General features: G+C 71.8%; 14 protein-coding genes, 1 tRNA gene and 1 pseudogene. 10 read left to right on the forward strand and 6 right to left on the reverse strand.

Translation table 11 applies throughout. From position 1 onward, the window contains the following. Position 1: 1 nt before the first annotated feature. The 5 genes from ACZ6IM_RS25635 to ACZ6IM_RS25655 all read left to right on the forward strand — a co-directional run bounded on the left by ACZ6IM_RS25635 (position 2) and on the right by ACZ6IM_RS25655 (position 5503). Positions 2-769: an EboA domain-containing protein gene (locus ACZ6IM_RS25635; RefSeq protein ID WP_052840468.1), complete on the forward strand. Its 768-nt coding sequence runs from the start codon at positions 2-4 to the stop codon at positions 767-769. Continuing rightward, positions 769-1617: a TatD family hydrolase gene (locus tag ACZ6IM_RS25640; protein WP_052840467.1), complete on the forward strand. Its 849-nt coding sequence runs from the start codon at positions 769-771 to the stop codon at positions 1615-1617. Before ACZ6IM_RS25635 ends, ACZ6IM_RS25640 begins: the two co-directional genes overlap by 1 nt. A gap of 3 nt (positions 1618-1620) precedes the next feature. Next, entirely contained in the window at positions 1621-2796 is a 1176-nt protein-coding gene (eboE, locus tag ACZ6IM_RS25645; protein WP_052840466.1) for a metabolite traffic protein EboE, read from the forward strand. After that, complete coding sequence (locus ACZ6IM_RS25650) at positions 2793-4190, forward strand: nucleotide pyrophosphatase/phosphodiesterase family protein (RefSeq protein ID WP_469559376.1); 1398 nt, start codon at positions 2793-2795, stop codon at positions 4188-4190. Before eboE ends, ACZ6IM_RS25650 begins: the two co-directional genes overlap by 4 nt. Positions 4191-4306: 116 nt before the next feature. Next, positions 4307-5503 (forward strand): sugar phosphate isomerase/epimerase family protein, encoded by a 1197-nt coding sequence (locus tag ACZ6IM_RS25655; RefSeq protein WP_469559379.1) that lies wholly within the window; start codon positions 4307-4309, stop codon positions 5501-5503. A 79-nt stretch (positions 5504-5582) separates the two neighbouring features. Here ACZ6IM_RS25655 and ACZ6IM_RS25660 read toward each other — a convergent pair whose 3' ends face one another. The 4 genes from ACZ6IM_RS25660 to ACZ6IM_RS25675 form a co-directional block, all read right to left on the reverse strand. Then, positions 5583-6962 (reverse strand): OFA family MFS transporter, encoded by a 1380-nt coding sequence (locus ACZ6IM_RS25660; protein WP_052840463.1) that lies wholly within the window; start codon positions 6960-6962, stop codon positions 5583-5585. 123 nt (positions 6963-7085) lie between these two features. After that, positions 7086-9230 carry an acetate--CoA ligase family protein gene (locus ACZ6IM_RS25665; protein WP_052840598.1) on the reverse strand — a complete coding sequence of 715 codons (2145 nt, stop codon included), beginning with the start codon at positions 9228-9230 and terminating at the stop codon, positions 7086-7088. 4 nt (positions 9231-9234) lie between these two features. After that, a complete protein-coding gene (frc, locus tag ACZ6IM_RS25670; protein WP_469559383.1) occupies positions 9235-10485 on the reverse strand; it encodes a formyl-CoA transferase in 1251 nt (416 codons plus the stop codon). Between the two features lie 9 nt (positions 10486-10494). Continuing rightward, positions 10495-12177 (reverse strand): thiamine pyrophosphate-binding protein, encoded by a 1683-nt coding sequence (locus ACZ6IM_RS25675; RefSeq protein WP_052840597.1) that lies wholly within the window; start codon positions 12175-12177, stop codon positions 10495-10497. 143 nt (positions 12178-12320) lie between these two features. Here ACZ6IM_RS25675 and sucC point away from each other — a divergent pair, with 143 nt between their 5' ends. The 3 genes from sucC to ACZ6IM_RS25690 are packed head-to-tail and all read left to right on the forward strand — an operon-like array spanning position 12321 to position 15966. Beyond that, a complete protein-coding gene (gene sucC / locus ACZ6IM_RS25680; RefSeq protein ID WP_052840461.1) occupies positions 12321-13463 on the forward strand; it encodes an ADP-forming succinate--CoA ligase subunit beta in 1143 nt (380 codons plus the stop codon). A gap of 14 nt (positions 13464-13477) precedes the next feature. After that, on the forward strand, positions 13478-14410 hold the full coding sequence (sucD, locus tag ACZ6IM_RS25685) for a succinate--CoA ligase subunit alpha (RefSeq protein ID WP_469559388.1): 933 nt from the start codon (positions 13478-13480) through the stop codon (positions 14408-14410). Continuing rightward, entirely contained in the window at positions 14407-15966 is a 1560-nt protein-coding gene (locus ACZ6IM_RS25690; protein ID WP_469559390.1) for an aldehyde dehydrogenase family protein, read from the forward strand. Before sucD ends, ACZ6IM_RS25690 begins: the two co-directional genes overlap by 4 nt. A gap of 89 nt (positions 15967-16055) precedes the next feature. Here the strand turns inward: ACZ6IM_RS25690 and ACZ6IM_RS25695 are convergent, their stop codons facing one another. Continuing rightward, positions 16056-17387: a DUF2254 domain-containing protein gene (locus ACZ6IM_RS25695; RefSeq protein ID WP_469559393.1), complete on the reverse strand. Its 1332-nt coding sequence runs from the start codon at positions 17385-17387 to the stop codon at positions 16056-16058. Positions 17388-17527: 140 nt separating this feature from the next. On the opposite strand from ACZ6IM_RS25695, the gene ACZ6IM_RS25700 reads away from it, so the two are divergent. Together ACZ6IM_RS25700 and fusA are read left to right on the forward strand one after the other, a co-directional pair. Then, positions 17528-17612, forward strand: a tRNA-Leu gene (locus ACZ6IM_RS25700). Positions 17613-18001: 389 nt separating this feature from the next. Beyond that, positions 18002-20089, forward strand: coding sequence for an elongation factor G (fusA, locus tag ACZ6IM_RS25705; RefSeq protein ID WP_052840457.1), 2088 nt, complete (start codon positions 18002-18004; stop codon positions 20087-20089). A gap of 46 nt (positions 20090-20135) precedes the next feature. Here fusA and ACZ6IM_RS25710 read toward each other — a convergent pair. Next, positions 20136-21970 (reverse strand): annotated as a pseudogene (locus ACZ6IM_RS25710) (coagulation factor 5/8 type domain-containing protein). Positions 21971-22174: the final 204 nt, after the last annotated feature.

Below are 22174 nucleotides of genomic sequence, written 5' to 3' on the forward strand. Positions count from 1 at the left end.
CATGACGCAGCCGCACGCCGCCCACGTCACCCCCGACACCCAGGACGCGGATGGCACCCCCGCCGGGCAGGTCCCTGCGGGCACCACCCCCGCCGGGCAGGACACCCCGGGCACCACCCCCGCCCACGTCCCGCCCGCCGACCTGCGCGCCGCCCTCTCCGCACAGCTCGGCGGAGCCGCCCGGGCCTGGCTGGACCAGGCGCTGGACGAGGCCGCCGCCCACCCCGGCACCCACGGCCCCATCTCGGTGTGGGAACTGCGCCTCGCCGAGGCCGGCCGCCGCTGCGGGCCCGCTCACGCCGACGCCGCCCGCGTCCTCGTCCTGCACGCCGCCCGCGCCGACACCGACGCCCTGACCCGGGTCTACACCCAGGGCACCGCCGACGAACGCCGCGCCGTCCTGCACGCCCTGCCCCACCTGGTGCCGGGCCCGGACGCCCTCCCGCTCGTCGAGGACGCCCTGCGCACCAACGACACCCGGCTCGTCGCCGCCGCCCTCGGCCCGTACGCCGCCCGGCACCTCGACGCGCACCAGTGGCGGCACGCCGTACTGAAGTGCCTGTTCACCGGCGTCCCCGTGGACAGCGTGGCGGACCTCGCCCGCCGGGCCCGCGGGGACGACGAACTCGCCCGGATGCTCGCCGACTACGCCGCCGAACGCACCGCCGCGGACCGCGCCGTCCCCGAAGACCTGCACCGCGTCCTGGCCCTGACCGACTCCGGACGCCCCGCGCCCGGCACGGCCGACCCCCACGGCAAGGAGTCCTGATGCGCATCTTCGACCCCCACATCCACATGACCTCCCGGACCACCGACGACTACGAGGCCATGTACGCGGCAGGCGTCCGCGCCCTGGTCGAACCGTCCTTCTGGCTCGGCCAGCCCCGCACCTCTCCCGCCTCCTTCCGCGACTACTTCGACGCCCTCCTGGGCTGGGAGCCCTTCCGCGCCGCCCAGTACGGCATCGCCCACCACTGCACGATCGCCCTCAACCCCAAGGAGGCCAACGACCCCCGGTGCCTGCCCGTCCTCGACGAGCTGCCCCGCTATCTCGTCAAGGACCGGGTGGTGGCGGTCGGTGAGATCGGCTACGACTCGATGACGCCCGCCGAGGACACCGCCCTGGCCACCCAGCTCCAGCTCGCCGCCGACCACGGGCTGCCCGCCCTCGTCCACACCCCCCACCGCGACAAGCTGGCCGGCCTGCGCCGCACCCTGGACGCGGTCCGTGAGTCCGCACTGCCCACGGACCGGGTGCTGGTCGACCACCTCAACGAGACCACCGTCAAGGAGGCCAAGGACTCCGGCGCCTGGCTCGGCTTCTCCGTCTATCCGGACACCAAGATGGACGAGGCCCGGATGGTCGCCCTGCTGCGCGAGTACGGCCCGGACCAGGTGCTGGTCAACTCCGCCGCCGACTGGGGAAAGAGCGACCCGCTCAAGACCCGCAAGGTCGGCGACCTGATGCTCGCCGAGGGCTTCACCGAGGACGACGTGGACCGGGTGCTGTGGCGCAACCCCGTCGCCTTCTACGGGCTCAGCGGACGGCTGGAACTCGACGTGAGGTCCGACGAGGCCACGCACGAGGGCAACTCCATCCTGCGCGGCGGGGAGTGAGCCATGCGCTTCCGGCACCCCGACGGCTCCACCGTCCACCTCGCCTACTGCACCAACGTCCACCCCGCCGAGACCCTGGACGGCGTCCTCGCCCAGCTCCGCGACCACTGCGAGCCGGTCCGCAAACGCCTCGGCCGCGACCGCCTCGGCATCGGGCTGTGGCTCGCCCGCGACGCCTCCCACGCCCTGGTCACCGACCCCGCCGCGCTGCGCGGCCTGCGCACCGAACTCGACCGGCGAGGCCTGGAGGTCGTCACCCTCAACGGCTTCCCCTATGAGGGCTTCGGCGCCGAAGAGGTCAAGTACCGCGTCTACAAGCCGGACTGGGCCGACCCCGAACGCCTCGAACACACCACCGCCCTGGCCCGCCTCCTCGCCGGACTGCTGCCCGACGACGTCACGGACGGCACCATCTCCACCCTGCCGCTCGCCTGGCGCACCGCCTACGACGAGACCCGCGCCGACAAGGCACACGCCGCCCTCGTCACCCTCGCCGAACGCCTCGACGCGCTCCAGGAACTGACCGGCCGCTCCATCCGCATCGGCCTGGAACCGGAACCCGGCTGTGTCGTCGAGACCACCCACGACGCCCTCGCCCCGCTGACCGCGATCGCCCACGACCGCATCGGCGTCTGCGTCGACACCTGCCACCTCGCCACCTCCTTCGAAGACCCGCACACCGCCTTGGACGCCCTCACGGCCGCCCGCGTGCCCGTCGTCAAGTCCCAGCTGTCCGCCGCACTGCACGCCGAACACCCCGCCGACCCCGCGGTCCGCGAAGCCCTCGCCGCCTTCGCCGAGCCGCGCTTCCTGCACCAGACCCGCACCACCACCGCGTCCGGCGGCCTGCACGGCACAGACGACCTCGACGAGGCCCTCGCGCACGGCGGCCCGCTGCCCGACACCGCTCCCTGGCGCGCCCACTTCCACGTCCCGCTGCACGCGGCCCCCGCCGCGCCCCTCACCTCCACCCTGTCCGTACTCGAAGCCGTGCTGACGCGGCTGGTGGGCGGCGCACACCCCCTCACCCGCCATCTGGAGGTCGAGACCTACACCTGGCAGGCCCTCCCGCCCGAACTGAGGCCCCGCGCCCGCGCCCAGCTCACCGACGGCATCGCCGCCGAGCTGACCCTCGCCCGCGACCTGTTGACGGACCTCGGCCTGAAGGAACTGCCATGACCCGACCCACCCCCTCCGACGGACCGACCCCCCTTCTGGTCCTGGACGTCGTCGGCCTCACCCCCCGTCTCCTCGACCACATGCCCCACCTCAAGCAGCTCGGCCAGTCCGGCTCCCGGGCGCCGCTCGGCACCGTCCTGCCGGCCGTCACCTGCGCCGCCCAGTCGACCTTCCTGACCGGCACCATGCCCTCCGAGCACGGCATCGTCGGCAACGGCTGGTACTTCCGCGAACTCGGCGACGTCCTGCTGTGGCGCCAGCACAACGGACTCGTCACCGGCGACAAACTCTGGGACGCCGCCCGCCGCGCCCACCCCGGCTACACCGTCGCCAACATCTGCTGGTGGTACGCCATGGGCGCCGACACCGACTTCACCGTCACGCCCCGTCCCGTCTACTACGCCGACGGCCGCAAGGAACCCGACTGCTACACCAGGCCCCCGGCTCTGCACGACGAACTCACCGACAAGCTCGGCACCTTCCCGCTCTTCCACTTCTGGGGCCCCGGCGCCGACCTGGTCTCCAGCCAGTGGATCATCGACGCCACCCGGCACATCATGGCCACCCGGCATCCCGACCTGACCCTGTGCTACCTCCCTCACCTCGACTACGACCTGCAACGCTTCGGCCCCGACGACCCGCGCTCCCTGAAGGCCGCCGCCGACCTCGACGCGGCGCTGGCCCCGCTGCTCGACGACGCCCGCGCCGAGGGCCGCACCGTCGTCGCGCTGTCCGAGTACGGCATCACCCCCGTCAGCCGGCCCGTGGACATCAACCGCGCCCTGCGCCGCGCCGGACTGCTCGAGGTGCACACCCAGGACGGCATGGAGTACCTGGACCCGATGGCCTCCCGCGCCTTCGCGGTCGCCGACCACCAGGTGGCCCACGTGTACGTCCGCCGCCCCGAGGACCTCGACGCGACCCGTGCCGCCCTGGACGGACTGCCCGGCATCGAGCAACTCCTCGACGACGAGGGCAAGAAGGCCCAGCACCTCGACCATCCCCGCGCCGGCGAGCTGGTCGCCCTCGCGGAGCCGGACGCCTGGTTCACGTACTACTACTGGCTCGACGACGACCGCGCGCCCGACTTCGCGCAGCTCGTCGAGATCCACCGCAAACCCGGCTACGACCCGGTCGAGCTGTTCATGGACCCGCTCGACCCCTACGTCAAGGTCAAGGCGGCCGGTGCCCTGGCCCGCAAGAAGCTCGGCATGCGCTACCGCATGGCGGTCGTGCCCCTGGACCCCTCACCTATTCGAGGCAGCCACGGCCGCCTCCCCGCGAGCGACGACGACGGTCCGCTCCTCATCTGCTCCACCCCCCGCGCTGTCGGAGACCGGGTCGCGGCCACCGACGTGAAACAACTCCTGCTCCGGCTGGCCGGACTCGGCTGACGCACCATCCGGGTGCGCCCGCCGACATCCGACTACTGAGAGTGAAACACACGGCACTGACAACGGCCCGCCCGAGCCGCATCGGCGCAGGCCACGACCCCAGAAGGCAGGCACCCGTGACTTCGTTCACCGACCCCTCCCGCTCCGACGCCGGCACCGGCCCGGCCGCCGACGCCCCGGACGAGGGCCTGCGCCGCGCCCTTGGCGTGAACCGGCGCCGCTTCCTCAGCACCTGCACCGCCGTGGCGGCCGGAGCCGTGGCGGCCCCCGTCTTCGGGGCGACGCCTGCCCTCGCCCACGACCGGGGCAGAGACCACGACCACGGCCACGGGCAGGTCCTCGTCCCGGCCGACAAGCGCGGCATCATCCTCTACACCGTGCGGGACGCCACCGCTCGCGACCCCCTCGCCTCCGACCTGCCCTCCGGCTTCCGCGAGGTGTTCAGGCAACTGTCCCGCCACGGCTACCGCCAGGTGGAGTTCGCCGGATACAACCAGCACGCCAACGCGCCGGGCGGCGCCAGCCTGGAATCCGTCCAGGGCGCCCGGCTGCTGCGCTCCTGGCTCGACGACTACGGGCTGCGCGCCCAGGGCAACCACGGCTTCATCCCGTCCTCCTGGCCGCTGACCACGGCGGACAAGGACACCTTCAAGAAGCACCTGGAGATCGCCAACATCCTCGGCATGGACCACATGGGCACCGGCGGCGACCCCACCGGCAGCTCCTACCGCGCCGACTGGGACGTGGCCGCGGACAAGTGGAACGCCCTCGGCGCGATCGCCCACCGGGAGGGCATCAAGCTCTACACCCACAACCACGACAGCGCCTACGGCTTCCTGCTCGACGGCGGCCCGCTGGACGACCAGGGCCGGCCGACCCGCAGTTCGGGCATCCGGAAGCTGGAGTACTTCCTCAAGGTCACCGACCCGAGGGTGGTCTGGCTGGAGATGGACATCTTCTGGGCGCACGTCGCCCAGTACAAGTTCCGCGAGTACACCGCCCACGACGGCTCCACCCGGAAGAACGTCTTCGACCCGGCCGGGCTGGTCGCCCGCAACAACCGGCGCTACCCGCTCTTCCACGCCAAGGACGGCGTCGTCAGCACGACCAACGGCATGGGCTACGACATGGTGCCCTTCGGAACCGGGGTCATCGACTACACGACGTTCTTCTCCCGGGTCGGACAGCGGAACTACCACAACCCGATGGTCGAGGACGACAACTCCCCGAGCGCCACCGACCCCGCGCAGTCGCTGCGGGAGGCCAAGATCAGCTACGACGGTCTGGCCGCCCTGCGCAAGCGCCGCCACTGACCCGCGACACGGACCGGGCGGCCCCTTCCACGTACTGCGGGAGGGGCCGCCCGGTCCGTGCGGAGGAAGGAGCGCCGGTTCACCCCTCCCCGAGCGGCCGGGGGTTGGGCGTGATGCGCTTGTCCTTCGAGCGTCCCGGCGGATGCAGGAACAGGGCCACGAACCCGGCGAAGATCGAGATGCTGCCCGCCAGGCTGAAGGCGCCGTTGTAGCCCCAGACGCCGACGACCACGGAACCCATGCCCGCGCCGAGACCGGAGACGAGCTTGGAGCTGTAGACCATCCCGTAGTTGGTGGCGTTGTTGTTCTCACCGAAGTAGTCCGCCGTCAGCGCCGCGAACATCGGGAAGATGGCACCGCCGCCGAACCCGGAGACGGCGGAGAAGAGCAGGAACAACGGCAGGTTCTTGATCTCGGCCGACCAGATGATGCCGAACTGGGCGAGGCCCAGGATCGCGCACACATAGAGCAGGCACTGCTTGCGGCCGTAGAGGTCGGAGAGCCAGCCGATGACGCCGCGCCCGGTGCCGTTGACGATCGCCTTGAGCGACATCGCGGCGGCCACGATCCCGGCCGCGAAGCCCGCCTCCTCGCCGATGTCGACCTGGAAGGCGATGCCGAAGATGTTCACGCCGGAGGTGCAGGCGAGACAGAACCACATCAGCGCCACCCGGCCGGTCCTCCAGGCCTCCATCGGGGAGTACTGCTTGACGGCCGGGGGGTTCTTCTCCAGAGAACGCCGGGCCCGCGGGTCGGCCGGCGGGTTCAGCGGGTCGATGGCGGCCGGCCACCAGTTCTTCGGCGGGTCCCGGAAGTAGAAGCCGGCGATCGCCACCATCGCCGCGAGGAAGACACCCGCGGAAATCAGCACCCAGCGGAAGTTGGAGGTGTCCATGTAGCCGTGGAAGATGAAGACGAACGGCACCGAGCCGTAGGCGAAACCGCCGTTGACGAAGCCGGTCTTCCCGCCCCTGCGCTCCGGGTACCACTTGCCGACCATGTTGACGCAGGTCGCGTACACCATGCCCGCGCCCATGCCGCTGAACACGCCGAACCCGATGAAGGCGAGCGAGACGTGCGGCGCGAACGCCAGCGACAGGTAGCCCAGCAGCGTGCCCGCCGACCCGAGCATCATCGCCCAGCGCGCCGGCAGCCTGCCGCTCTCCCGCAGCCGTCCCGCCGGGAACGCGACCGCGGCCTGGCAGAACACCCAGGCGGTCATCATCCAGTAGATGCTGCCGCTGGACCAGTGGTGGGCCTCGTGCAGCGTGTCCTCGGCGGACGCGAACGCGTACTCGGCGGAGGAGATGCCCATCATGCCGATCCAGGGCAGGATCACCATCCACTTGCGCTTGCGCCCCATGATGTCGATGTCGGACTCGCCCACGCGGTAGACGCGTCCGTTCCTGTCGGTCACCTCCCGGTAGGCGGCGACCCGTGTGACATCGGTGGTTGTCATGTCGTTTGCACCCCTAGCGTCGAAAGATCTGGCCAGCGCCCCCTGTCCCATGCCTTTCGTGCGCGCGCGGGTCCCCGGGGCCGGCCGACGCGCACCCGTCGGCCGGCCCCTCGCCGTCTCACGTCATGAACCGCCCCCCAACAACCCCGCGGCCCGCGCCCACCGGTACTTGGCGCCCAGCACCGCCACCGGCTTCTCGGTCGTGTACGGATACGCCACGACACCGCGCTCGAAGAGGTACTGGCACGCCTCCTCCACCTCCACGTCGCCCGCCAGAGAGGCCACGACCGGCTTCTCGATCCCGCGTTCGCGGAACTCGGCCACCACGCGCGCGGTGAGTTCGGCGAACACCATGGGCGGTGTGACGATGGTGTGCCAGTAGCCGAGGACGAGCGCGTGGATGCGCGGGTCCTCCAGACCCAGCCGGATCGTCGCCTCGTACGTCGACGGCGGCTCGCCACCGGTGATGTCCACCGGGTTGCCCGCCGCACCGAACGGCGGGATGAAGGCGCGGAACGCCGTGTCCAGGTCGGGCGGTATCTCCATCAGCGACAGCCCGTTGTCCGTCACCGCGTCGGAGAGCAGCACCCCGCTGCCGCCGGCGCCGGTGATGATGACCACGTTGTCGCCCTGAGGAGCGGGAAGCACCGGCAACGCGCGCGCGTACTCCAGCATCTCGTTCAGTCCCGGTGCCCGGATGACGCCGGCCTGCCGCAGGATGTCGTCGTACACGGCGTCGTCCCCGGCGAGCGCCCCGGTGTGCGACCCGGCGGCCTTCGCGCCTGCCGCCGTGCGCCCCGCCTTGAGTACCACGACCGGCTTCCTCGGCACGGTCGCCCGCGCGGCCTCGACGAACGCGCGGCCGTCCTTGAGGTCCTCCAGGTGCATCGCGATGCACTCGGTGTGCGGGTCCTCGCCGAACCAGGTCAGCAGGTCGTCCTCGTCCAGGTCCGACTTGTTGCCCAGGCCCACGATGGCCGACACGCCGGTCTTCGTCGTCCGCGCGAAGCCCAGGATGGCCATCCCGATGCCGCCGGACTGCGAGGTCAGCGCGACGCCGCCCTTGACGTCGTACGGCGTGCAGAACGTGGCGCACAGGTCCTGCCAGGTCGAGTAGTAGCCGTAGATGTTCGGGCCGAGCAGCCGGACGCCGTGCCGTTCGGCGATCGCCACGATCTCGTCCTGGAGGGCGTGCTCCCCGGTCTCGGCGAAGCCGGAGGGGATGAGCACGGCGTTGGGTATCCGCTTGCGCCCCACCTCCTCCAGGGCCGCCGCCACGAACCGCGCGGGGATCGCGAAGACCGCCACATCCACCTCGCCGGGAACGTCGGTGACACTCTTGTACGCCTTGCGGCCCAAGATGTCATCGGCCTTGGGGTTCACCGGGTGGATCTCGCCCGCGAAGCCGCCGTCGACGAGGTTGCGCATCACGGAGTTGCCGATCTTCCCCGGCTCGCCCGACGCACCGATCACCGCCACCGACGAGGGCTGCATCAGGCGGCGCATCGAGGTGAGGATCTCCTCGCGCGTGTACCGGCGCCGCTCCTTCGGCGTGTCGGTCGCCAGGATCACCCTGATGTCGGCGGCGACCGCACCCTCGGGCGTGGCGATCACCGGGTTGAGGTCCACCTCGGCGATCTCCGGGAAGTCGGCGACCAGTTCGGAGACCCGGCGGATCTGCTCCGCCACCGCCCACCGGTCCACCCCGGCCTGCCCGCGCACCCCGCGCAGCACCTCGGCCGCCCGGATCGAGTCCAGCATGGACAGGGCCTCGTCGGCGTCCACGGGCGCGAGCCGGAAGGTGACGTCCTTCAACACCTCGACCAGCACCCCGCCGAGCCCGAACGCCACCACCTTCCCGAACGTCGGGTCGGTGACCGCACCGACGATGACCTCCTGCCCCCGCGGCAGCAGTTCCTGGATCTGCACGCCCTCGATCCGCGCGGAGGCGTCGTACGCGCGCGCGTTGTCGACGATCCGGCAGAACGCCGCGCGCACGTCCGCCGCGCCCTCCACTCCGACGACCACACCGCCGGCGTCGGTCTTGTGGAGGATGTCCGGGGAGACGATCTTCATCACGACCGGCCCGCCGAACCGCGCCGCACATGCCACCGCCTCGTCCACGTCCCGTGCCAGCTCCTCACCCGGTACGGCGATCCCGTAGGCGTCGGCGAGCACCTTGCCCTCCGGTGCGGTGAGCGCGGTGCGCCCCTCGGCCCGTACGGCGTCCAGGAGCCCGCGCACCCGCGACAGGCGGTCCTCGGCCATCACGTCAGACCACCCCGTTCGACTTGAGCAGCCGCAGTTCCTCGTCGCCGAGGCCCAGCTCGCCGACGTAGACCTCTTCGTTGTGCTCGCCGAGCAGCGGCGAACTGGTCACCTGGACGGGGGAGTCGGAGAGCTTGAGCGGGCTGCCCACGGTCACGAACTCGCCCCGCTCGGGGTGCGGGACGGTGACGACCATCTCGTTGGCGACCAGGGAGTCGTCCTCGATGATCTCCTTGGTGGACAGGATCGGTCCGCACGGGATGTTGTGGGCGTTCAGCCGCTCCAGCACCTCCCATTTTGGCAGGGTGGACGACCACTCCTCGATCAGCTGGAACATCTTGTTCAGCTTCGGCAGCCGGGCCCGCGGCGTCGCCCACTCGGGATCGTCCGCCAGCTCGGGCCGGCCGATCAGCTCGCTCAGCGGCCGCCAGCCGACCGGCTGGACGATGACGTACACGTAGTCGTTGGGGCCGCCCGGCGCGCACTTGACCGCCCACCCCGGCTGCCCGCCGCCGGACGCGTTTCCGGACCTGGGAACCTCGTCGCCGAAGTCCTCGTTGGGATATTCGGCGAGTGGACCATGGCTCAGGCGCTGCTGGTCGCGCAGCTTCACCCGGCAGAGGTTGAGCACCGCGTGCTGCATGGCCACGTTCACCCGCTGGCCACGTCCGGTGCGTTCCCGCTGGTAGAGGGCGGCGAGGATGCCCGCCACGACGTGGACGCCCGTGCCCGAGTCCCCGATCTGGGCCCCCGTCGCCAGCGGCGGCCCGTCCTCGAAACCGGTGGTGGACATCGATCCGCCCATGGCCTGCGCGACGACCTCGTACGCCTTGAAGGCGGTGTACGGGCCGTCGCCGAATCCCTTGATGGAGGCGTAGACGATCCGTGGATTGATCTCCTTGACGCGGTCCCAGGTGAAGCCCATCCGGTCCACCGCGCCCGGTCCGAAGTTCTCGACCATGACGTCCGAGCGCCGGATCAGCTCGGTGAGGATCTCCTTGCCGCGTTCGGTCTTGGTGTTGAGGGTGATGCTCCGCTTGTTGCAGTTGAGCATCGTGAAGTAGAGGGAGTCGACGTCCGGCAGATCGCGCAGCTGCCCGCGCGTGATGTCGCCGCTCGGTGCCTCCAGCTTCACGACGTCGGCGCCGAGCCAGGCGAGCAGCTGGGTCGCCGAGGGGCCGGACTGCACATGCGTCATGTCCAGGACGCGGATGCCCTCAAGAGCCTTCGTCGGCGTTCCGGTCGTGCCTGTCATGGGGTCACCTCACTTGTACATCGTCTGGTTCATGGTTCCGGGGGCGTACGCGTCCGGGTCCACCCAGACGTTGATCAGCGACGGCTTGCCGGACTCGCGGGCCCGGCGCAGCGCGGGGCCGATGTCGGCGGGGTCGCGTACCTCCTCGCCGTGGCCGCCCAGCATCCGGGCGAACTGGTCGTAGGGCACGTCGCCGAGCGTGTTGCCGACCCGCTCGCGCTCCTTGCCGTACTTGGCGGCCTGGCCGTAGCGGATCTGGTTCATCGAGGAGTTGTTGCCGACGATGCCGACGAAGGGGAGGTCGTAGCGGACCAGTGTCTCGAAGTCCCAGCCGGTGAGGGAGAAGGCGCCGTCGCCGAAGAGGGCGACGACCTCCTTGTCGGGCCGCGCCTGCTTGGCGGCCAGCACGAAGGGGACACCGACGCCGAGCGTGCCGAGCGGTCCCGGGTCCATCCAGTGGCCCGGTGACTTGGGCTGCACGACCTGACCGGAGAAGGTGACGATGTCGCCGCCGTCGCCGATGTAGACCGAGTCCTCGGTGAGGAAGTCGTTGATCTCGCTGACCAGCCGGTAGGGGTGGATGGGGGAGGCGTCCGACCGGAGCTGGGGCAGCCGCCTGTCCAGCGCCGTCTGCTCGGCCGCGCGCAGCTCGTCCAGCCACTCCTTGCGCTTGGACGCGCCGCCGTTGAGGCGCCCGGACGCGGCCTCGGTGACCGACTTCAGCACCAGCCCCGCGTCGCCGACGATGCCGAGGTCGATGTCGCGGTTCTTGCCGACGGTGCGGTAGTCGAGGTCGATCTGTACGACGGTCGCGTCCGGGGAGAGCCGCTTGCCGTAGCCCATGCGGAAGTCGAAGGGCGTGCCGACGATGACGATCACGTCGGCGTTGGAGAAGGCGTAGCGGCGGGAGAGCTGGAAGTGGTGCGGGTCGCCCGGTGCCAGGGTGCCGCGGCCGGCGCCGTTCATGTAGGCCGGGACGTTGAGCGTGCGGACCAGCTCGACGGCGGCCTCGGTCGCGCGGGTCGTCCAGACCTGGCTGCCGAGCAGGATGGCGGGCTTCTCGGCGTGCACCAGCAGGTCGGCCAGCTTCTCTACGGCCTCCGGGTCGCCGGCCGACCGGGTGGAGGCGCGGTAGGCCCCGGCCCGCGGCACCCGCGCCTTCTCGGCCGGCACCTTGGCGTCCAGCACGTCGCGCGGGATCTCCAGGAAGGACGGCCCCGGCGCACCGTGGTAGCACTCGCGGAAGGCCATCGACACCATGTCGGCGGCGCGCGCGGTGTCCGGCACGGTGGCCGCGAACTTGGTGATCGGCGTCATCATGTCGACGTGCGGCAGGTCTTGCAGGGACCCCATCTTGTGCTGGGTGTGCGCGCCCTGGCCGCCGATCAGCAGCATGGGCGACTCGGCGCGGAAGGCGTTGGCGACCCCGGTGACGGCGTCGGTGGTGCCCGGTCCGGCGGTGACCACCGCGCATCCGGGCTTGCCGGTGATCCGGGCGTAGCCGTCGGCGGCGTGCGCGGCGACCTGCTCGTGGCGTACGTCGACGACCTCGATGCCCTCGTCGACGCAGCCGTCGTAGATGTCGATGATGTGGCCGCCGCACAGCGTGTAGATGCGGTCGACCCCCTCGGCCTTGAGTGCCTTGGCAACGAGGTGGCCGCCGGAGATGACGTCCTGGGTGTCGTCGGGCATGGCGAAGTCCTGTCCCTTCACGAGGGGTCGGGGCGCTCTCGCGGTACATTGCATACAGTCGACGAATACTGTATGAAGCTTGTTATCCCGCATCCGGTGGGTGGTGTCCAGGGGGCGTGCGGCACTTTCAGTCAGGAGCCGAGATGGACCTGTACGAACACCAGGCAAGGGAACTCTTCAAGGAACACGGGGTCGTGGTGCCGAGGGCCGAGGTCACCGACTCGCCCGGCCGGGCCCGGGAGATCGCCCGCGCACTCGGCGGACGCGCCGTCGTCAAGGCGCAGGTGAAGACCGGCGGGCGCGGCAAGGCGGGCGGCGTGCGGCTCGCCGCCGACCCCGCCGAGGCCGAGGAGGCGGCACGGCAGATCCTCGGCATGGACATCAAGGGCCACACGGTCGACACCGTCATGGTCGCCGAACCCTGCGACATCGAGCGGGAGTTCTACGTCTCCTACGTCCTCGACCGGGCCCGCGGGGGCTTCCTCGCCATCGCCTCCGCGGAAGGCGGCATGGAGATCGAGGAGGTCGCCGCCCGGCGGCCCGGGGCCGTGGCTCGCATCCCCGTCGACCCCGCCACGGGCGTGCACACCGCGACCGCCGTGCGCATCGCGGACGCCGCGGGACTGCCCCCGCAGACCGTCGACACCCTGGTGCGGCTGTGGAAGGTCCTGGTCCGCGAGGATGCCCTCCTGGTCGAGGTCAACCCGCTGGTCAGGACCGTCGAGGGCAGGATCGTCGCCCTCGACGGCAAGGTCACCCTCGACGACAACGCCCTGTTCCGGCAGTCCCGTTGGGGCGAGGAGCGGCCGGCCGCCGGCGACACCCTGGAGGCGCGGGCCGGCGCCAAGGGCCTCAACTACGTCAAGCTCGACGGCGAGGTCGGCGTCATCGGCAACGGCGCCGGGCTGGTCATGTCGACCCTCGACGTGGTCGCCGGCTGCGGCGCCCGCCCCGCCGACTTCCTCGACATCGGCGGCGGCGCCTCCGCCCGGGTCATGGCCGACGGGCTGTCGGTCATCCTCTCCGACCCCGACGTGAAGTCCGTCCTCGTCAACGTCTTCGGCGGCATCACCGCCTGCGACGCGGTCGCCGACGGCATCGTCCGGGCGCTGGACGAGGTCCGGCTGACCAAGCCGCTCGTCGTGCGCCTCGACGGCAACAACGCCGCCCGGGGCCGGGCCCTGCTCGACGCCCGCGCGCATCCCCTGGTCGAACAGGCCACCACCATGGACGGCGCCGCCCGCCGTGCCGCCCGACTCGCCACCGCGGCGTCCACCGCCGGATAAGGAGACAGGACGACATGGCGATCTACCTCACCAAGGAGAGCAAGGTCCTCGTCCAGGGCATGACCGGTGCCGAGGGCATGAAGCACACCCGCCGCATGCTGGCCGCGGGCACCGACGTCGTCGGCGGCGTCAACCCGCGCAAGGCGGGCCGCACTGTCGACTTCGAAGACCGTGCCGTACCCGTCTTCGGGTCGGTCCGCGAGGGCATCGAGAGCACGGGTGCCGACGTCACCGTCGTCTTCGTGCCGCCCGCCTTCGCCAAGGCCGCGGTCGTGGAAGCCGCCGACGCCGGCATCGGTCTCGCCGTCGTCATCACCGAGGGCATCCCGGTCCACGACGCCGTCGCCTTCACCGCCCACGCCCGGGCCAAGGGCACCCGCGTCATCGGCCCCAACTGCCCCGGCCTGATCACCCCGGGCCAGTCCAACGCGGGCATCATCCCGCCCGACATCACCAGGTCGGGCCGCATCGGCCTGGTCTCCAAGTCGGGCACGCTCACCTACCAACTCATGTACGAACTGCGCGACATCGGCTTCTCCACCTGCGTCGGCATCGGCGGCGACCCGGTCGTCGGCACCAGCCACATCGACTGCCTCACCGCCTTCGAGGACGATCCCGACACCGAACTGATCATCCTCATCGGCGAGATCGGCGGCGACGCGGAGGAACGCGCGGCGGCCCACATCCGCCGGCACGTCACCAAGCCCGTCGTCGGCTACATCGCCGGCTTCACCGCGCCCGAGGGCAGGACCATGGGCCACGCCGGTGCCATCGTCTCCGGCTCCTCGGGCACGGCGCGGGCGAAGAAGGAAGCGCTGGAGGCGGTGGGCGTACGGGTCGGTAGCACGCCGACGGAGACGGCACGGCACGCACTCGACGTACTCGGACAGGGCGCACCCCACGGCGAGACGGCCGACGGCGCGGCCCGTGAAGGAGCCCGCGCATGACGGCCGGCACGCGGGGCGCCGAACCGCTCACCCTGAAGTCCGGCACCTCCTGGGCCGACGCCTGGCGGCGCTGCCGCACCGTCGCACCCGAGGCGTTCCGCGACGACCGCGTCCTCAACCTCTGGGACGCCGGCTGGCGGGCGGACGGCCGGGTCCTGCCGGCCACCAGCCCGGTCGACGGCACCCCGATCACCGGTCCGCCCCGCATCGACGCCGCCACCGCCCAGCACGCCGTACGCGCCTCGCTCGACCAGCACCGGGCCTGGCGCCACATCCCCCTGCCCGAGCGCCGCGCCCGGATCGCGGCCACCCTCGACGCCCTCGCCCAGCACCGCGAACTGCTCGCGCTGCTGCTGGTCTGGGAGATCGGCAAGCCCTGGCGGTCCGCGCAGGCCGACGTCGACCGCGCCGTCGACGGTGTGCGCTGGTACGTCGACGGCATCGAGGACATGCTCGACCGGCGTGCTCCGCTGGACGGCCCGGTCTCCAACATCGCGAGCTGGAACTACCCGATGAGCGTGCTCGTTCACGCATTGCTGGTCCAAGCACTGGCGGGCAACGCGGTCATCGCCAAGACCCCGACCGACGGCGGCGTCGCCTGCCTCACCCTGGCCTGCGCGCTCGCCGCCCGCGAGGGACTTCCCGTCACCCTCGTCAGCGGCAGCGGCGGCGAGCTGTCCCAGGCACTGGTGCGCGCCCCCGAGATCGGCTGCGTCTCCTTCGTCGGTGGCCGGGACGCGGGCGGCGCCGTCGCCACCGCCGTCGCCGACCTCGGCAAGCGGCACATCCTCGAACAGGAGGGACTCAACACCTGGGGCATCTGGAACTTCACGGACTGGGCCACGCTCGCGCGGGTGGTCCCGAAGCTTTTCGACTACGGCAAGCAACGCTGCACCGCCTACCCGCGGTTCGTCGTCCAGCGGCAGCTGTTCGACGCGTTCCTCGCGGCGTACCTCCCGGCCGTGCGCACCCTGCGCGTCGGGCACCCGCTCGCCGTCGCCGCGCCGGACGCCCCCTTTCCGACGCTGGACTTCGGGCCGGTGATCAACGCGGCCAAGGCCAAGGAGCTCCACGACCAGGTCGCCGAGGCCGTCGACCGCGGCGCCGTCCCGCTGCACCGCGGCAGCGCGGCCGACTCCCGCTTCCTGCCCGGCCAGGACACCTCGGCCTACGTCCAGCCGGTCACCCTGCTCAACCCGCCCCGGTCCTCACCACTGCACCACGCGGAACCCTTCGGCCCGGTCGACACCATCGTCCTGGTCGACACCGAGGCCGAGCTGCTCGCCGCGATGAACGCCTCCAACGGCGCGCTGGTCGCCACCCTGTCCACGGACGACCCGGCGACATACGACCGACTGGCGCCGCAGATCCGCGCGTTCAAGGTCGGCCACGGTGTACCGCGCTCCCGCGGGGACCGCGACGAGCTGTTCGGCGGACACGGGGCGTCCTGGCGCGGCGCCTTCGTGGGCGGTGAGCTGCTGGTGCGGGCCGTGACACGCGGCCCGGCGGGGGAGCGGCTGCCGGGGAACTTCCCGGACCACCACCTCATGCCGTAACGGGGGCCGGGCCGAGACGGCGAACGGCCCACTGGGAGCCCGGCCCGCCGGGTGACCGGCCCCGAGGGCGGTCCCTGGTCCCGGGCCGGTCAGCCGATGCCCTGGCGGTCCGGCCGTAGTGCGAAGGCACGGTCCGCCGGGGTCGGTGCGGTCCGCTCGACGGCCTGCCGCAGCAGCTCGCGGTGGCGCAGCAGCGGTGCGCGCCGCTCCGGCGGCACCAGCAGCAGCAGGTCGTCGAGACCTGCCACCAGGCGCCGTGTGACCTGCGGCGACCCGACGGCGCAGGCGCGGACCTCGGCGAACCCCAGGTCCACCAGCTCGGCCCAGCCGGGCACGGGCTGCACCAGCCGGACCACGCCGCGCCGGTCCCGGTGCAGCACGGCGTCCAGCGGCCGCCGCGACAGCGTGGCCAGGATCTGCACGACCCGGTCCAGCGCCTGCACGGCGGTCGTCGGATCGTTCACCGCGGGGGACAGGGCACGCAGCCCGATGTCGGACAGCTGGCGCAGCCCGAACGCCAGGTCCTGGTGGAAGGTGCGCTCCACCCCCACGGACAGGGCGTACCGCAGCGCCCGGCGCGGCGGAGCCGCCCCGCCGTGCACTGCCAGGACCGGGGTGCCCGGCACCAGGAAGTCACCGATCCGAGGCACCAGCCGCAGCACCACCCCGTGCCCCCGGGCCACTCGCACCAACCGGGCCACGTGCACGTCCCGCAGCACACCGCCCTGCCCGTCGTGGGCGACCCACGCCGTCACGGGCCCGAGGCCGGGCGCCCCGCCGCCGTCCGCGGGTACGGGCATCAGCGCCGCCACCCGGAAGGACTCGGCGGCGATGCGGGCGATCACATGGCTGACCCGCATCAGCCGCAGGGTGGCGTTCACGTACATCACGAAGAGCAGCAGGCTCAGCGCGACCATGGCCAGGGTGAGCACCGACTGCACCAGCGGGACGGACGTGGCGGTGCGGGGGTCGGCATGGCTGTCGTAGCTGGTCAGGACGAGCAGCGTCAGCACGAAGGTGGCGAGGAAGACGGCGAAGGTCGCCTTGGTGATCCGGCTGCGCACGAAGAGCCGCACGACCCGCGGGGTGAACTGTCCGCTCGCCATCTGCACCGCGACCAGCGAGATGCTGAACACCACACCGATGAAGGTCATCATGGCCGAGCCGACCGCCGACACCACCGTCTTCGCGTCGTCCGCGAAGCGCAGCAGTTCGGCGACCGTTTCGTAGTCGCCGTCGTCCTGGAGCGAACGGACGAGTGCCGCGTCGAGCTCCTGGGCCACCAGCCAGACCACGAGGACACCCACCATGGCCGCGGTGGGCGCGAACCAGAACGTGTCCCGCAGATGCTCCCTGAGCGGCGACAACGCCCGCGGCCGACGCCGCGGGAGCGGGCCCTGCGTAACCATCCAGTCACTCATGGTGCGACCCTAGGCGTCGCGGAGCCGCCGGTCCCGGACCGCCGCTCAGGGAAGGAAACGCAGGTGAAAGGCACCGCCAAACCTTGGTATGGTTGTCCATGTCGCCGCGGGGAGCACCCCCGCACCGCGACAGACACCTGGTCCGGGTGGCGGAATGGCAGACGCGCTAGCTTGAGGTGCTAGTGCCCTTTATCGGGCGTGGGGGTTCAAGTCCCCCCTCGGACACAAGTTCAAGATCGGGCAGACGAGATGCCGGCCGGGAGATGTCCCGGCCGGCATCTCGCGTTCCGGGGCCCGCCGAAAATACGGTGCGGCGTCACCCCGGCCCTTCCTACACTCACCGTGACACCGAGTGAAGCGAGTGAGGGGAGCAGGGCCGTGCGCATCCGCACCGCACCCGTCGTTCCCCCGTCCCGGTACGAGGTGATCCTGGTGTCTTCGGCCGTCCGGTGTCCGCTGCGCGGCCGGCACCGGATGCCCGTGACCGGCATCTGACGTACCGCCACTCCCGCCCCGCCCCGCGTGGGCGCGTGGCCCCGTTCACGCTCCCGTCCCGGGAATCGCGCCGCCCTGTTCACCGATCAGCTCGATCGAGCAGCGAAAGGCCACCGGCCGTGCGCACCCACACCAACGCCCGCACCAACCCGCTCACCACCGTCCGCAACCTGGGCATCCTCGCCCACGTCGACGCCGGCAAGACCACCGTCACCGAGCGGATCCTCTACACCACCGGAACCACCCACAAGCGGGGCGAGGTCCACGACGGCACCACCGTCACCGACTTCGACCCGCAGGAACGCGATCGCGGCATCACCATCTTCGCCGCGGCCGTCAGCTGCACCTGGGCAGGGCACCGGATCAACCTCATCGACACCCCGGGGCACGTCGACTTCGCCGACGAGGTCGAACGTTCCCTGCGGGTGCTGGACGGCGCGGTCGCGGTGTTCGACGCGGTCGCGGGGGTGGAGCCGCAGAGCGAGTCCGTGTGGCGGCAGGCCGACCGGCACGGCGTGCCCAGGATCGCGTTCGTCAACAAGATGGACCGGGCGGGCGCCGACCTCGACACCGCCGTAGCCTCCATCCGCGAGCGGCTGCACCCCGTACCCCTGGTCGTGCACCTGCCCATCGGCACGGAGAGCGGCTTCACCGGCGTCGTCGACCTGCCGCGCATGCGCGCCCTGGTATGGGCCGACGGCGCGGACTCGGCCGAGGAGAAGCCCGTGCCCGAGGCTTTGCGCGAGGAGGCGGCACGCAGGCGGCGGCTGCTGGAGGAAGCGGTCGCCGAACGCCACCCGGGCGCGCTGGAGGAGTTCTGCGACCGGGAGACGCTCACCGCGGCCACCCTCACCGGCGCCCTGCGCGACCTGACGCGCACCGGCGACGGCGTGGTCGTCCTGTGCGGCTCGGCCTACCGCAACCGCGGCGTCGAACCGCTGCTGGACGCCGTGGTGGCGTACCTGCCCTCGCCGCTGGACGTGCCGCCGGTACGCGGCACCCACGACGGCGCGGAGCGGGAGCGGCCCGCCGACCCGGCGGCACCGATGGCGGCACTGGCGTTCAAGGTGAACGCCACCCCGACGGGACGGCTGATGTACCTGAGGGTGTACTCGGGCACGATCGAGAAGGGAGACACCGTGTGGGACGCGGGCACGCGCCGCACCGAGCGCGTCGGCCGCATCCTGCGGGTACGGGCCGACCGGCACGACCCGTTGGAGCACGCGGTCGCCGGGGACATCGTCGCCGTGGTCGGGCTGAAGTCGGCCCGCGCCGGCTCCACCCTGTGCGCGCCGGGCGCCCCCCTGCTCCTGGAGCGCCCGGGCGCGGCCGAACCGGTCGTGCACGTGGCGGTGGAGGCCCGGCGTTCCACCGACACCGAACGGCTGGCCTCGGCGCTCGCCCGGCTGACCGAGGAGGACCCCTCGCTGGCGGTACGGACCGACCCGGAGACGGGACAGACCGTGCTGTCGGGCATGGGCGAACTGCACCTGGAGGTCGCGACGGAGCGCGTACGGCGCGAGCACGGGCTCGAGGTCTCCGTGGGCCGCCCCGGCGTGGCGTACCGCGAGACGGTCGGCGAGGGCGTCACCGGCTTCGTCCACCGGCACGTCAAACAGGACGGCGGCGCCGGGCAGTTCGCGCACGTCGTGCTCGACGTGGAGCCTTGGAAGGAGGAAGCAGACGGGGACGCGGCGGGCGGCGCTTTCGTGTTCCGTTCGACGGTCGTCGGCGGACGCGTGCCGCAGGAGTACGTCCGGGCCGTCGAGGCGGGCTGCCGGGACGCCCTCGCCGAGGGTCCGCTCGGCGGGCACCCGGTGACCGGCCTGAGGGTCACGCTCACCGACGGCCAGACCCATGTGAAGGACTCCTCGGACACGGCCTTCCGCACGGCCGGCCGGTTCGGTCTCCGCGACGCCCTGCGCGCCTCCAGGATGGTCCTGCTCGAACCGGTCGTGGAGGTCACGGTCACCGTGCCCGAGGACGGGCTCGGCGGCGTGCTCGGTGACCTCGCCGCACGCCGCGGCCGGGTCACCGGCTCCGGCACGCGGGGCGGCGCGGCGGTGGTCACGGCCACCGTCCCGCTGGCCGAGCTGTTCGGTTACGCGACCCGGCTGCGCAGCCGCACCCAGGGCCGCGGCACCTTCACCGCCCGGCCCACCGGGTACGCGCCGGCGCCCGGTGCGGCCGCGACGGCCGTGCGGTAGGCGAGGTGGGTGCCCCCGTCCCCCCCGGACGGGGGCACCTGCCCGGTCAGGGGTACTGCACCACCTTCGACGGCACGGTGTCCGTCCCCGACGTGGGCGAGCCCGTGTCGTTGATGACGCACTCGTACTGTCCGTTGCCGCCGAGCGACACCACGAGCAGCCCGTGGAAGCGCACTCCGGAACGGTTCGGCGCGGCGAAGCCGTGGTGCTGCACGATGGACGGGTTCACGTTGTAGTAGCAGTAGCTGCCCAGGCCCCAGCCCTCGTGCTCGGTGACGTCGTCCCCGACCTTGTAGGCGGCGTAGCCCTTGATCGAGCCGTTCTGGATCGCGGCCTGGTCGGGGGCGTCGTACGCCTTCTCGTTCTGGAAGAAGACCGTGCGGCCGCGCTCGCCGTTCCACTGCACGTCGTACTTGTTGAAGTGCTCCACGAACAGGCCGGTCATCAGTACGTCGTCCCCGTTGACGACCACGCCGTAGTCGGCCCGGTTGGTCTCCCAGCCGACGCCGTCGCCGTGGTCGGCGCGCCACACCCAGGTGTGGTCGACGATGGTGTGCTGGCTGTTGACGACCAGGCTGGTGGTCGCCTTGCCGGGGCCCGCCCCGCCGATCCGGACGAACACGTCCTGCACCGTGGTCGGGTTGGCCGAGTGGTCCGCCGACGCGCCCTCGGGCCCGATCTCCAGCAGGGTCGCGGAGTTGACCGGACCGGCGTCCACGAGGAAGCCGGCGAGTCGTACGCCGTCCACGTCGGCGACCTTCAGGGCGGTGACACCGTTGTCCGGGATGAGGGTGGCGTAGCCCAGACCCAGGACGACCGTGCCCGCGCGCTTCACGTCCACGGTCCGGTCGAGGTGGTAGATCCCCGGCGTCAGCAGCAGGTGCAGGCCCTCCTCCAGCGCCTGGTTGAGGGTGGCCGCCGAGTCGGCGGGCTTGGCGATGTAGAACTGGGACAGCGGGAGCGAGGTCCCGCGCGGGGTGCCGCTGCCCCAGGAGACGCCGCGGGCGTCGGTGCGCTTGTCCGGCAGGAAGACGCGGTACTCGTCGCCGTCGAGGTGGAGGAACGGCTTCTCCCGGGAGACGGGCGTCGTCTCCAGCGTCGTGCAGGGCGGTTCGGGGAAGCTCTGCGCGGGCGCGCCCTCCACGCCGGAGAAGACCATGTTCCAGACGGCGTTGAGCCAGCCGCCGACCGAGCTGTCCCGGGTGTACCACTGCTGCTGGGAGTACGGTCCCACCGTGCCGTCGATCCGGCTGTCGGCGATGTAGCCGCCGCTGGCCCAGCCGTAGCCGTCGGGGGCGAGGTTGAGGCCGCCGCGCACGTGCATGCGCCGGAAGGGCGCCGCCTGCGAGACCGCCCACCGGTTGGTGCCGCTGACCGGGACGAGCGCGAGGTTCTCCGCCGAACGCCAGAAGTTCTGCGTGGCGTTGCCGTCGAACCAGCCGGCATCGACCGTGACGTCGCCGTTGATGGTGGTGTCGTCGGGGGAGAGGCCGAGGCCCGCGATGGAGGTGTAGAAGCCGAGCTGGGCGTTGAGCCCGTCGTAGGTGCCGGGCTTGAACAGCAGGGCGTAGCGGCCGGTGCCGAACTGGGCGGACTCCTGCTGCTTGAAGATCTCGTCCAGTCTGCCCTGGATGTCGGCCGTGGACGGGTCGAAGACGATGACGTTCGGCCCGAGGTCGCCCCCGCCGGGCAGCGCACGAGGGCCGTCGGGTGAGCCGACGGCGGAGGCGGCGGAGGTGCTTGCGGAGGGGGGGAGGCGGAGGCGGTACCCGCGGTGGCCAGTGAGGCCAGCACGGGCGCCGCCGCGGCCGCTCCGAGGAGGCTGCGGCGGCGTACCCCGGAGGGCTCGGGTGTGGGGGAGTTTGTGGGAGAAGCGGGCATGCGGGCGGCTCTCCTTGTTCGGAAAGTGAACGAAGTGGGGGTGGGGGAGCGCTCTCTGGGTGTGCATGCTTCATCCGCCCGCCACAGGACGTCAAGAGTTGCGACCGTTTCTTGTGCGCCGCGTTCAACAAGTGGGGACACGTGGAACGTTGGGCGTTCGCCCGTCCCTTCTGCCGAATCCCTTGACACCCTCCTCCGCGCCCT

Source organism: Streptomyces sp. NPDC042336 (genome assembly GCF_055581985.1).

Coding starts and splice junctions, on each gene's coding strand:
- ACZ6IM_RS25635 (WP_052840468.1), top strand. CDS start 2: ATGACGCAGCCGCACGCCGCCCACGTCACCCCCGACACCCAGGACGCG.
- ACZ6IM_RS25640 (WP_052840467.1), top strand. CDS start 769: ATGCGCATCTTCGACCCCCACATCCACATGACCTCCCGGACCACCGAC.
- eboE (WP_052840466.1), top strand. CDS start 1,621: ATGCGCTTCCGGCACCCCGACGGCTCCACCGTCCACCTCGCCTACTGC.
- ACZ6IM_RS25650 (WP_469559376.1), top strand. CDS start 2,793: ATGACCCGACCCACCCCCTCCGACGGACCGACCCCCCTTCTGGTCCTG.
- ACZ6IM_RS25660 (WP_052840463.1), bottom strand. CDS start 6,962: ATGACAACCACCGATGTCACACGGGTCGCCGCCTACCGGGAGGTGACC.
- ACZ6IM_RS25665 (WP_052840598.1), bottom strand. CDS start 9,230: ATGGCCGAGGACCGCCTGTCGCGGGTGCGCGGGCTCCTGGACGCCGTA.
- frc (WP_469559383.1), bottom strand. CDS start 10,485: ATGACAGGCACGACCGGAACGCCGACGAAGGCTCTTGAGGGCATCCGC.
- ACZ6IM_RS25675 (WP_052840597.1), bottom strand. CDS start 12,177: ATGCCCGACGACACCCAGGACGTCATCTCCGGCGGCCACCTCGTTGCC.
- sucC (WP_052840461.1), top strand. CDS start 12,321: ATGGACCTGTACGAACACCAGGCAAGGGAACTCTTCAAGGAACACGGG.
- sucD (WP_469559388.1), top strand. CDS start 13,478: ATGGCGATCTACCTCACCAAGGAGAGCAAGGTCCTCGTCCAGGGCATG.
- ACZ6IM_RS25690 (WP_469559390.1), top strand. CDS start 14,407: ATGACGGCCGGCACGCGGGGCGCCGAACCGCTCACCCTGAAGTCCGGC.
- ACZ6IM_RS25695 (WP_469559393.1), bottom strand. CDS start 17,387: ATGAGTGACTGGATGGTTACGCAGGGCCCGCTCCCGCGGCGTCGGCCG.